Origin of the sequence: Streptomyces sp. MNU76, assembly GCF_020982545.1 — a bacterium.
In the GTDB taxonomy this organism is placed as follows: domain Bacteria; phylum Actinomycetota; class Actinomycetes; order Streptomycetales; family Streptomycetaceae; genus Streptomyces.
This window is the reverse complement of the sequence record NZ_JAJKLK010000008.1, coordinates 360,819-372,996: the sequence shown is the minus strand read 5'-3', so window position 1 is coordinate 372,996 and position 12,178 is coordinate 360,819. Positions and strand designations below refer to the sequence as shown.

Annotated in this window: 5 protein-coding genes; all 5 read right to left on the bottom strand. The window is 68.8% G+C overall.

Annotated features, from left to right (window positions below):
- Positions 1-25 precede the first annotated feature (25 nt).
- The 5 genes from E4N62_RS21890 to sbnA are packed head-to-tail and all read right to left on the bottom strand — an operon-like array spanning position 26 to position 11,824.
- Positions 26-802 (bottom strand): AzlC family ABC transporter permease, encoded by a 777-nt coding sequence (locus E4N62_RS21890; protein ID WP_230216886.1) that lies wholly within the window; start codon positions 800-802, stop codon positions 26-28.
- Positions 803-813: 11 nt separating this feature from the next.
- Positions 814-1,131 (bottom strand): AzlD domain-containing protein, encoded by a 318-nt coding sequence (locus tag E4N62_RS21885; protein WP_230216884.1) that lies wholly within the window; start codon positions 1,129-1,131, stop codon positions 814-816.
- A 4-nt stretch (positions 1,132-1,135) separates the two neighbouring features.
- Positions 1,136-7,621, bottom strand: a complete 6,486-nt coding sequence (locus E4N62_RS21880; protein ID WP_230216882.1) for a non-ribosomal peptide synthetase — start codon at positions 7,619-7,621, stop codon at positions 1,136-1,138.
- Between the two features lie 10 nt (positions 7,622-7,631).
- Complete coding sequence (locus tag E4N62_RS21875) at positions 7,632-10,760, bottom strand: non-ribosomal peptide synthetase (protein ID WP_230216880.1); 3,129 nt, start codon at positions 10,758-10,760, stop codon at positions 7,632-7,634.
- Positions 10,760-11,824 carry a 2,3-diaminopropionate biosynthesis protein SbnA gene (gene sbnA, locus E4N62_RS21870; protein WP_230217088.1) on the bottom strand — a complete coding sequence of 355 codons (1,065 nt, stop codon included), beginning with the start codon at positions 11,822-11,824 and terminating at the stop codon, positions 10,760-10,762. Before sbnA ends, E4N62_RS21875 begins: the two co-directional genes overlap by 1 nt.
- Positions 11,825-12,178: the final 354 nt, after the last annotated feature.

Here is a 12,178-nt window from a genome sequence, read left to right as displayed (position 1 = left end):
CGAATGGGGTGGTCAGGGCCGGTTCTCAGCCGTTGGCGGTCGGCTCCTGCTCGGCGCTCTTGGGTGTGCCGTCCTCGGCCCGCACGCGGCCCTCCCACAGCGCCAGGGCGACGGTTGCTGCCAGCGTGGCGCAGAACAGGCCGCTCTGGTACGGCAGCCGATGCAGGGCCAAGGCCAGCACGCCGCCCATCAGGCCGGCAGCCACGGCGCGCTTGCTGGTGAAGCAGGAGACGACCAGGCCGATGTACGTGGCGTAGATCGCGAAGTCGAGTCCCAGGCCGTCGATGCGTGTGACGTCCTTGCCGAACACGTAGCCGACCAGAGTGCTGGAGAGCCAGCCGACGTACATCAGGACCGACGCGGCCAGGACGTACCAGTGCTGCTGGCCGCGCCGGTCGTCGGTGGCGTTCTCGTACCGCTTGGCGGCCAGCACGTAGATCGCGTCGATCATGCCGTAGGCCAGCACGGCCCGCCACAGCGTCGGCAGATGCCGGACCTTCGCCGACAGGGCCGCCGAGTAGAACACGTGCCGCATGTTCACGACCAGGCAGGTCGCGACGACGAGGAACCAAGCCGTGCCGGACGCCATGAGGCCTGTGGCGATCATCTGGGCGGAGCCGCCGTTGACGAGGGCGCTCAACAGCATGGTGTCGAGCAGACTGAGGTCCGCCTGCTGTCCGACAGCGCCGAACAGCAGCCCGAAGGGCAGGGCACCGAGTGCGAGGGGGGTCGCGTCGCGGAGTCCGGTGCGGATCTCCCGCCCGCGGCTCACCGGCCGGGCGGGTGTGGAGGATGTGCTCATCGTGGACTCCGTCACAGCAGGAACTTGGCCAGGGCGAACGCGGCGACGGCGGAGGCGAAGACGAGGAAGAAGTTGTCCTTCTTGAAGACGCCCACTCCGAACCCGACCAGCGCGCCCACCAGATAGGGCGAGAGCCAGCCGGGGCCGTCGTCCGGGGACGGGGCGAGGATGACGGACGGCACGATGATCGCCATCAGGACGGCGGGCATCACGTAGGGCAGGGCCCGCTCGATGCCGCCCGGCAGCTGCTCCGGCTTGAGCGGTCCGAAGAAGCAGAACCGCAGGGCGAACGTCACGGCGCCCATGAGCACGATGGTCACGGTGGTCACGAGGTCATATCCCCAGACCTGCGCGGAGGGCGGCGGCGATCCGCTCGGGATGGGTCGCGTTGAGGTAGTGGCCGCCGTCGGCGCCGACCTCGACCCGTACGGCGTCACTGAACAGCTCCCAGTTGCGTGCCGTCTCCTTGTGGCCCTGCGCCAGTGGGTCGTCCTCGGCCAGCAGGACGGTGAGCGGGCAATCGAGGCGGCTCGCGGGCAGCGTGGACAGGGCTTGGTGCAAGGCGCGCGTGGCCTGGGCCGTGTCGTACTGGAAGGCGCGGGCCAGGTCCGTTCGCTCCTTGGCCCCGAGGCCGGCGATGTCCTGCAGGCCGGTGTTGTCCACCAGCCAGGTCAGGATCTCCTCCTCCGACATGTCGACCACCTCGTTCGAGGCGTGCGCGGAGGGGTCCACGGACTTGAGTAGCTTGGCGATCACGAGCAGTCCTCGCACGTCCACTCGGCGCTCGCGCAGCCGGGGCACGGTGGCGAGGCCGAGCGCGGATCCGGCGCAGTGGCCCAGCAGCAGGACGGGGGTGTCGACCGAGCGCTGTATCTCCTCGGCGAGTTGCTCCGCGAGCTGTTCCACTGGGACGGGAGCGAAACTGTCGTGTCGGGTACGTCCGGGCAGTTCCACGCCGAGCACGCGGACCGGCATTCCCGCCTGGCCGAATTCCCTGGCGAGGGCGACGTAGCTGACCGCGCTGCCTCCCGCGAAGGGAACACACACCACGGTCGCCCGCGGCCGGTCGCCCGCGCCGCCCGCGGCCGCGGTGAGGTCGACCAGGAGGTCGCGCTGGGTGCCGGTCTGCCGCACGAGCCCTCGTGCCAGATGCCGTGCCGTGGGCTGGGCCAGCAGGTCCCGCAGCGAGATACGGCCTTCGGTGGCCGCCGCGACCTTCATCGCGGCCAGTGAGTGGCCACCGATCTCGAAGAAGTTGTCGGTGACGCCGACGGTCTTCGGGTCATGGCCCAGCACCTCGGCGAACAGGTCCCGTACCAGCCGCTCGTCCTCGTCCGCCGGGGGCACGACGTCGGTGCGGCTGACGGCGGCCAGGTCGTGGCGGGCAAGGGCCTTGCGGTCGACCTTGCCGTTCCCGGTGAGCGGGAACTCCGCCATGCGCACCAGGATCTCGGGGTGCATGTAGGCGGGCAGCGAAGCCGACAGACCGGCGTGGAACGTGGGCAGGTCGGGCTCCGCCGTACCGCAGTAGAACGCCACGAGCCGCTTCTCGCCGCGTAGTTCTCGGGCCAGGGTGACGGCACCGTCCACTCCGGGCAGCCGTTCCAGGGCGCTGTCGATCTCGGACAGCTCGATGCGGTGGCCGCGCACCTTGACCTGGTGGTCGACGCGGCCCGCGCAGTCCAGGTTGCCGTCGGGCAGCCAGCGCCCCACGTCGCCAGTGCGGTACATGACCTGCGACCGGTCATCGAGGGTGTTGGCGACGAAGACCGCGGCGGTGCGCTCCTCGTCGTTGACGTAGCCGAGTCCCACACCCGCGCCGGTTACACAGATCTCGCCGTAACCGCCGATGGGACGCGGCGTGTCATCGGAGCCCACGACATGGATGCCGGTGTTGACGACCGGCCGTCCGACAGGGGTCCGGGTGTCCTGCACCGGGTGCTCGATGACGTGGTGCGTGACGTCGTCGGATGCCTCCGTGGGGCCGTAGGCGTTGACGAGCGGGACGTCGTAGTGCGCGAACCAGCGGCGTGTCAGGCCGGGCGGCAGGGGCTCGCCCGTCACCATGTTGAACCGCAGGTCGGGCAGGCCGGCCGGGCGCTGCTCGACCTCGGTGAGCAGCGCGTCCATGTAGGAGGGAACGACTTCGAGGATGGTGATGCCGTCCTCGCGCAGAGCCGCGAGGAACGCACCCGCCTCGACGATCTCGTCCTGCCCGTAGATCACGGTGCTGCCGCCGCACATCCAGGCGACGAGCAATTGCCACACCGAGATGTCGAAGCACTGGGTGGCGATCTGCGCCACCCGGTCGGACTTGGCGAGCTTGAGGTCGAGTTCCTTGGCCAGCAGGTGGTTCAGCATGCCCGAGTGGCGGATCGTCGCGCCCTTAGGCTCCCCGGTGGAACCGGAGGTGAAGATGATGTACGCGACATCGTCCGGACCCGGCCGGGTGGCGGGCGCGGCCGGAGCGACCGAGGCGGCCTGCTCATAGGCGAGGACCTCGATGCCGTCGAGCCTTTCGTCCAGCACGCTCCGCAGGCGGGCGGCATCCTCGTCGGCTGCGACGACATGGCGGCAGCCACTGCGGCGGAGCACGGAGGCGATGCGGTCGGCGGGGTAGGCGCGCTCCTGCGGCAGGTACACGACGCCGCTCTTCAGCAGGGCGAGGACGGTCACCGCCCAGGCCATGCCACGCGGCAGCATGGTCGTCACCACGTCACCGGCGCGCACACCCCGACTGGCGAGGAAGGCGCAGAATCGGTCTGACTCCTCGTCCAGTTGGGCATACGTCAGGCCCCGCTCACCATGCCGCACGGCGATGGCGTCGGGATGGCGCCGGACCGACGCGGCGAACGCGTCGACGAAGGTGCCCTCGGGCAACTCCATCCGGGGCCCACCACTGAACCCCCGCAGCAGGGCCTGTTCCTCAGCGCTCATCAGCGAGGTCGCGCCGAGCGGCTGGTCAGGCTCGCTCGCCAGCAGGGTGAGGGCCTGGGTGTAGTAGCTTCCCATGCGTGCTGTCTGAGCCGCGTCGAGGACGTCCGGGTGGTAGTGGATGCTCAGCAGCACCTCGTCGGAGACCGCGTCCTGGGAGAACTCGGCACGGAAGGGGAACTCCGTCTGCGCATTGACGACAGAGCGGACCAGAGCAAACCCGTCCCGCTCTCCCAGGCTCTTCAGCACGTGGAAGTGAGTGAAGTTGAAGACCGTCTCGAAAAGCATCTCCCGACTGCCGACCGCGCGCTTGATCTCCGCCATGGGGAAGCGGCGGTGCGGCAGCATGTCGCTCTCCGCCTCGTACGCCGAACGCGCCAGGTCGGCCCAGGTGCCGTCGTCGGGCAGACGCAGCCGAAACGGCACGGTGTTGAGGAACAGGCCGGGGACGGTCTCGCCGCCCTCCGTCTCCGGGCGTCCGGAGTGCTCGTAGCCGGTCAGGACGTCGTTCGTGCCGGCGACGAAACCGAGCACCGCGATGTGCGCGGCGAGCAGCAGCGACTTGACCGGAAGGCGCAGCTGGTGGGCACGCTCGATCAACCGCGCGGACAGCCCCTCGGGGAGGCCGACGTCATGGATGACGACCTCGGGAAGGTCCTCGCCCGGTGGGGTCTGGGCCCGGTGGCGCGGCAGCTGGGTGCTCTGCGCGTCCGTCATCAGGTCCAGCCAGAAGGCGCGCTGCTCGCCGGAGTCCAGTGCCTGTCGCTCCAGAGAGATGAAGTCGCGGTAGGACACGTCGTACGTGGGAGCCTCGGGCTCGCGGCCGTCGAGCAGGGCGAAGTAGGCGGTGAAGAGGTCGCGGTGGATGGTGTTGACGCTCCAGCCGTCGAGGGCGGCGTCGTGGTAGCTGAGTGAGTACTGGAACTCCTCGGGTCCCAGCAGGTGCAGGTGAACGCGGACCAGGTCGGGGGTACCGTCGCCGAAGCCGGCGCGCAACTCCTCCCGCGAGAAGTCTTCCAGGGCTGCCTGGCGTTCGCCGGCGGACAGCGTGCGCAGGTCGTGCACGGTGAGCGGGGACGGGACCTCGGCGTGCACGACCTGAATCGGCTCGCTGAATCCGTGCAGGTGGAACGAGGTGCGGAACACCGCATGACGGCCCGCGACATGCGCGACGGCCCGCTCGAACAGGCCGACGTCGACGCTCTCGCCGACGGGGTAGCTGAGGATGTCGTGGTAGAGGCCTTCGACATCGCTGCGGGCGGCCTCGTAGATCAGGCCGATCTGCAGCTGGGACATCGGGTAGGCGTCGACCGAGCCCGGTGGCAGGGCCGCACGGTCCGCCGGGGTGAGCAGCGCGAACGGCTCGACGGGGACCGGGGCCTCGTTTCCGGCCCCGGAGGCTTCCCCGGTCTCGGCGACGCCGGCGAGTTCACCCACGGTCGGGTGGGCGAACAGGTCCTGGAAGGAGAACCGCAGACCGGCGGCACGAGCCCGGGCCAGGACACCGATGAACTTGATCGAGTCGCCGCCGAGGGCGAAGAAGTTGTCGTGGACGCCGACCGTCTCCACGCCGAGGACCTCGCTCCAGATGACGGCGAGTGCCTGCTCGGTGGAGGTGCGCGGCGCCACGACGGGAGCCGCGGCGTCCGAGCCGGTGGCCGTGGTCGTGGGCCGCGGCAGCGCCTTGAGATCGCGCTTGCCGTTGTGGTTGGTCGGGATGGCGTCGACCTCGACGATGTGCTGCGGAACCATGTAGGACGGCAGTTCCGCGGCGAGGTGCCGGCGCAGCGCGTCAGTGCCGAAGCCGGCTGAGGCGACCACGTAGGCGGCAAGGGACTTTTCCCCTGAGGTGTCCTCCACCGCGGTCACGGCGCAGGTGGTGACTCCCGGGCAGACGCCCGCGACATGCTCGATCTCGCCCAGCTCAATGCGGTATCCGCGAATCTTGACCTGCGTGTCGATGCGGCCGAGGTATTCGATCGTCCCGTCGGACAGCCGACGTGCCAGGTCACCCGTGCGGTAGATACGGCTGGCCGGCTCGAACGGATGGAGTGGGAAACGCTCCTCGGTCAGCTCGGGTGCGTTGAGGTAGCCGCGCGCCAGACCCACTCCGGCGATGCACAGCTCGCCCGGGGTGCCCAGCGGGGCGTGTGCCCCGTCGCGTGTAAGAACGTAGAGGCGGATGTTGTCGATGGGGCGCCCGATGGGAATCGACCGGGTGCTGTCTACCGTGTCGCACGGCTGGTGGGTGACATCGACGGCAGCCTCGGTGGGGCCGTACAGGTTCACCAGCCGGGCATGGGCGCCGATGACCTTCTGGAACAGTTCGGCGTGCGCGACGGCGAGCGCCTCACCGCTGGCGAAGACCCGGCGCACGGTGCTCAGCGGGCCCTCGGTGCCGGTCGCCGAGACGTACTGGAGGAACGCGTTGAGCATGGGAGGCACGAAGTGCAGCGTGGTCACACCGGCCGTGACGATGCGCTCCACGATCCGCTCCGGGTTCTTCTCCTCGCCGCCCGGCAGGGTGACCACGGAGGCGCCCGCGAGGGACCACCAGAAGATCTCCCACACGGAGACGTCGAAGGTGAAGGGCGTCTTGTGCAGGACGACGTCGTCGCCGCCCAACGGGTAGGCCCGCTGCATCCACCAGAGGCGGTTCACGATGGCGCGGTGTTCGACCATGACGCCCTTCGGCCTGCCCGTGGAGCCGGACGTGTAGATGACGTACGCCAAGTCATCGGGCCCGCTCAGAGGTTCGAGATCGCGCGGGTCGAGGGTGTCGTCGTAGGCGGCCGTCACCTCGACCGTCCCGCGGTCGGCGACGACCTCGCGGGTCTCGTCCGTGGTCACCACCAGGGCGGTTCCGCTGTGGTCGAGGATGTAGTCCACGCGGTTGCGCGGCAGGGTGGGATCGACCGGCAGATAGGCGCCGCCGGCCTTGAGGATCGCGTAGATTGCGACCAGCATGTCCTTGGAGCGCGGCAGGCACACGCCCACGACGGTGCCGGCCTGTACGCCGCGAGAGCGCAGCACACGGGCGAGGCGGTTGGCAGCCGCGTTCAGCTCGCCGTAGGTCGTGGCGTCGTCGGCGACGGCGATCGCCGACGGGTCGCCGGAGGACCGTTTCTCCAGGAAGCTGTGCAGCGTCCGGGTGTGAGGGAACGGCGCCTCGGTATCGTTGAACTCGCCGGTGATCGCGGCGATTTCGGCCTCGTCGGCGGCGAGGTGTGCCGCGAGAGGGGCTGCGGGGTCGGCGAGCAACACGGCGTACAGCTGGGCGTAGGTGTCGGCGAGCCGCTGGGCGGTGCCGGAGGTGAACAGCCGGGGGTCGAAGTGGACGGCGACCGTGTCGGCCCGCACATCGAACAGGACCGGGCAACCTGCCTGTTCGGCATGGTCCGGCGTGAGCTGGGAGTCCAGCGTCAGCATCATGTCGCTCGGCTGCTGCTGCTCGTGCCGCAGGAGCGCCTGCACGGGGATGTCGAGGTGCTCGGCCGCCTCCAGGTAGCGCGCCCGAAGCGCGGTGAGCAGGCCGCGGCCGGTCTGATCGGCCGCGACCGGAACCGAGAGCGGAACGGCTGTGCCGGCGACCGGAACGAAGACGGTCACGTCCTGCCGGTCGGTGGCGCGGGCGGCCAGCAGCGCGAGCACTGCGCCGGCCAGCACCCGCTGCAGCATCGGGTCGCCGCTGGTGAGCTTGTCGGCCGCCGCGACCGCCGAAGGGGGGATCGCTGCCTGCACCTGCCGGCCGGCCTCGGGATTCCGGCGCAGATGGTCCCGGACCAGAACGGTCGGCTCGGTCCACGCATGCCGCTGTGCCCGCCAGTACGCAGCCTGCTCGGGGTGGGCGCGCAGCGCCTGCTGAAGTGCAATGACGTTACTCATGTAGCGGTCCCTAGAAAGCGAAGTCGGTGGCAGGTGCGGTGAGCACGGCCGTCGGCGGCTCGGCGGACCTGGTTGCCGGCGGGAATACGGGAAGGCCGGGACGGTGCAGCACCTCGTCGAGGGCGGCCACGATCTGCTCCAGCAGGGACTCCGCCGACTGCCGCGTGAACAGAGCGGTTGAGTACTCGAGTTCGAGGCGCAGCCCCTGCGGGCGCTGGTATGCCTGCAGGTTGAGGTCGAAGCGGCTGGTGCCGGGATGCAACAGCGAGACCGTGACGCGACGCCCGTGCTTGCGGAAGACGTGGAAGTCGATGTTCTGGAGCGCGAAGAAGGCGTCGAAGAGCGCGTTGCGGCTCAGATCCCGCTGGGGCGCCACCTGCTCCACCAGCCGGTCGAACGGATAGGCCTGGTGGGTCAGCCCGCTGCGGTGCTCACGGCCGGCCTGGGCCAGCAGGTCACCCAGTGTCGCGCTGTCGTCGATCTGCAGGCGCAGCGCAACCGTGTTGACGAACATGCCGATCACACGGTCCAGGTCGGGATGCACCCGCCCGCTCATCGGACAACCGACGACAAGTTCCCGTTGCCCGCTGAGCCGGGCCAGTACGGTGGCGTAGGCGATCAGCAGGACGGAGAAGTCGGTGACCGAGTGAGCGGCGGCGCAACGACGCACTGCGTCCTGACACGCCGTCCCCAGCTCGCGTCGCACCACGGCACCCCGGGTGCTGCGGATGGCGGGACGCGGGTGGTCCGTCGGCAGGTCCAGGGGCGGCGGTGCGTCCCGGAACCGCTCCAGCCAGTACGCACCGTCCCGCGCGAACCGACCGGTCTCCAGCTCTCCGTCCAGCCACCGGCCGGCCACGGCGTAGGTGGCGGCCGGTTCCTCGGGCCGGACGCCGACGTAGAGGTCGAGGAGTTCGTCGACCAGGAGCGCGAGCGACACCCCGTCGAAGACGATGTGGTGAACGTCCAGATAAATGCGGTCGTCACCGTCCTCGTCCTGCACGAGCAGAGCCCGTAGCAGCGGGCCGTTCCCCAGGTCGAAGGGGCGGACGAACCGGGCGACGACGTCCTCGTCCGTCCGCGCCCCGGAACGGGACAGGACCTCGAGCGGCACGTTCACCGCGCCCTGGACGACCTGCCGCACCTGGGGCCCGCCCTGAGCGTCCACCTCGGTGACGAAGTGCGTCCGCAGAGCGTCATGACGCCCCGCCAGCTGCCGCAGGGCGGTCCGCAGCCGCTCGGGGTCCAGGTGCCCGCTCACGTCCAGACGCGCCGGGACGTTGTACGCGAGCGACTCCTCGTCGAGCTGCCACAGGGCGTACAGGCCACGCTGCTGAGGATGCAGGGGCAGGTCACCGCCGGCCGGTATCTCCGCGATGGCAGCGAAGGACTGAGGCTCGCCCTCCGCCACGCTGCGCGTCATGCCGCGCAGCGTGCGCGTGGCGAACAGCTCCTGGAAGCTCAGCGCCACACCCAGCACGCGCCCGATCCTGCCGATGAGGGCTCCGGCTGTGATGGATGTCCCGCCCAGCTCGAAGAAGTCGCTGTCCGGGCCGATCAGCTCGGGTTCGCGGTGCAGCACCTCCGCCCAGAGAGCGGCCAGCTTCTCCTCCTCGGGGCTCAGCCGCCCGGTGAAGGGGCGTACGGAGGTAGCCGGAGCGGGCAGCCGGGTGATGTCCACCTTGCCGTTGGCATTGAGCGGCAACCGGGGGATCCGCACGATCCGCTCTGGGCACATGTACGAGGGGAGACGGCGCCGCAGCTCGCTGAGCACGATGTCCTCGTCGCCCTCTTGGTCCGTGACGGCGTAGCTGATCAGCTTCTTTCCCGTTGCGGAGTCCTGGACGGCGGTGTACGCGTCGCGCACGCCCGGGACGTCCAGGAGTGCGCTGTTGACCTCTTTCACCTCAACCCGGTGGCCGCGGATCTTCACCTGGTCGTCGCTGCGGCCGTGGAACGACAGCACGCCCGTGGAGTCCGCGCTGACCAGGTCGCCGGTGCGGTAGTAGCGCTCGCCGTCGAGCGTGAGGAAACTCTTCACCGTCGCCTCGGGGTTGTGCAGGTAGCCGCGCGCGAGCCCCAGGCCCCCGGTGAACAGCTCGCCGATCTGTCCGGTCGGCACCGGACGCAGCTCGCTGTCGAGAACACGAGTGGTGGTCCCGGCGATCGGGCGGCCGATCGGAATGGCCGACTCGTAGGAGCGCTCGACAGGAAAGACGGTCGTGAAGGTGGTGTTCTCGGTGGGGCCGTAGCCGTTGAGCAGCCGCAGGTCCGGGCAGGCCTCGAGCACCCGGTTCACGTGGGGACAGGAAAGGGCGTCGCCCCCCACCAGGAGCGTGCCGAGGCCCTCGAACAGCAGGACGTCCTCGTCGACGAGCTGGTTGAACAGCGGTGCGGTCAGCCAGAGGACCGTCGCCTGCGCCTGCTTCAGGGCCCGCTTCAGACGCTGCGGGACGACCAGTGTCTCCTGGTCGACGATGTGCAGGACGGCCCCGTTCAAGAGCGCGCCCCAGATCTCGAAGGTCGAGGCGTCGAACTCCAGGGCTCCGGTCAGCAGGAAACGCTCGTCCGGTGAGAACCCGAAGTAGTCGGTGTCCTTGACCAGGCGCACCACCCCCCGGTGTTCCACCATGACGCCCTTGGGGCGCCCGGTGCTGCCTGAGGTGTACATCACGTACGCCAGGGCGTCCGCGGGGACGGCCTGCGGCAGTTCGCTGTCCGCCGGCGCGGCGTCGTCGGCGAACAGCTCCGGGAGCGTGCGCAGGACGGTGCCCTCCGGGAGTGCCCGGCGCATGGTCTCGGCGGTCTCGGGGGCACACACCACCAGGGGTGTACGCGCGTCGCCGAGCACACGACTGAGCCGCTCGGCGGGGAAGGCAGGATTCACGGGGAGGTAGGCGCCGCCTGCCAGGACGATCCCGAGCATGCAGACCACAGCGTCCGCGGACCGCGGAAACGCCATGCCGACAAGGGTCTCGGGGCCGACCCCGAGCCCTCGCAGCCGACCGGCCACACGACGTGCCTCTTCGCGCAGTTCCCGGTAGGTCAGCCGGTCGTCGCCGAAGACGACCGCTGTACTGTCCGGCGACTCCTGTGCCTGCTTCTCGAACAGTCCTATGATGTTGTGAGGCTCAGCCATCAGATGACCCCCTGGCCGTCTGCCACCGGTACCGCCACCCGGCGGCGAGTGATCTGCGCGGTACCGCCACCCAGGTCGAACCGGTCCTTGACCCATTCGTCGTCGTAGATGGAATCCAGGTATCGTTCACCGAAATCCGGGGAAATTGCGACGACCGGCATATCGGCCCGTTCCATGGATATTCGATGCATCATTCCCGCGAGTACGGTTCCCGTAGATCCGCCGAAGAGATAACCGCGCGCCGCCATGGTCCGGCACATGCGGATGGTGTCCTCTTCCGGAACCATGATGATCTCGTCTATGACGCTTTCATCGACGATCTCCGGGCGGCGGCCCGTTCCGAGTCCCGGAATATGTCTAGGGCCGGGCGGTCCGCCGAACGTCACGGAACCGGTGCTGTCGACGCCGATGATTTTGGCCGGATGCCCGACCTGCTTGAGATAACGTGCGCACCCGGTGAGCGTGCCGGTCGTGCCCGCTCCGATGAACACCATCTCCGCGTCGGGGCAGGCATTCGCGATCGACGGGCCGGTGGTCTTGTAGTGAGCGAGCCAATTGCTGTCATTGGCGTACTGGTTGAGCCAAAGTACGTCCGGTTCGCGTGCGCAGAGGTCGGCGACATACCGCAGGCGGGCCCCGAGCAGGCCTTCGACAGGATCTGGCTCGTCAATGACGACGACATTGGCCCCGTACACCCGCATGAGGCGGAGGTTGCGTTCGTTGCAGCGGTTGTCGGTGACGCAGGTGAAGTCGTAACCACGATCGGCAGAGATCATGGCGAGTGCCACACCGAGGCTGCCCGAGGACGACTCGACGATGCGGCCGCCCGGCTGCAGAAGTGCGGACCGCTCCGCGGAATCAACCATCTCAGCCGCAGCCTTGACCTTCACGGAACCTGTGAGGTTGAGGCCCTCGCATTTCAGACGCACACGTCGACCAAGGGACTGCGAAAGGTCGAGGTAGATACCGTCCGGAATGTATTCCGACGGGGAAGCTATTAAATGAACGCCAGCGGAAGTTTGGGTAATTCGATCCCTTGGCGCCCCATGGGTTATTCCTGTCATCACTTTCCGATTCAACCGCACTGCGGACGCCACACCGACCTACCGAGAGGTCACGGCCGCACGCGGAACGGAGGGCACTCGTGCGGCAGAGACCAGAAAACTGTAGCCGGGCGATCCTGTGAGGCGCGCACCCGAATGGCTTGAAACATTCATAGGGAACCTATGGTCGACTACCCCATAGGCGTCGCATCAGGAGCATTCAGATGAGAGAAATAAAACCGACATGCCGCCAATGTCCCATCACTGGGCGTGACCAAGGGGGCACGCGAGGTTGGGAACCCCCCTTGGGAATGGGATTCTTTCGAGGATGGGCAGTACTCCTACCCGCGCGCCGCGGGATGCACCCTTACTGAA

What these genes read in the sequence shown, in the direction of transcription:
- E4N62_RS21890 (WP_230216886.1), bottom strand. Translation starts at nt 802, where the DNA reads ATGAGCACATCCTCCACACCCGCCCGGCCGGTGAGCCGCGGGCGGGAG.
- E4N62_RS21880 (WP_230216882.1), bottom strand. Translation starts at nt 7,621, where the DNA reads ATGAGTAACGTCATTGCACTTCAGCAGGCGCTGCGCGCCCACCCCGAG.
- E4N62_RS21875 (WP_230216880.1), bottom strand. Translation starts at nt 10,760, where the DNA reads ATGGCTGAGCCTCACAACATCATAGGACTGTTCGAGAAGCAGGCACAG.
- sbnA (WP_230217088.1), bottom strand. Translation starts at nt 11,824, where the DNA reads ATGACAGGAATAACCCATGGGGCGCCAAGGGATCGAATTACCCAAACT.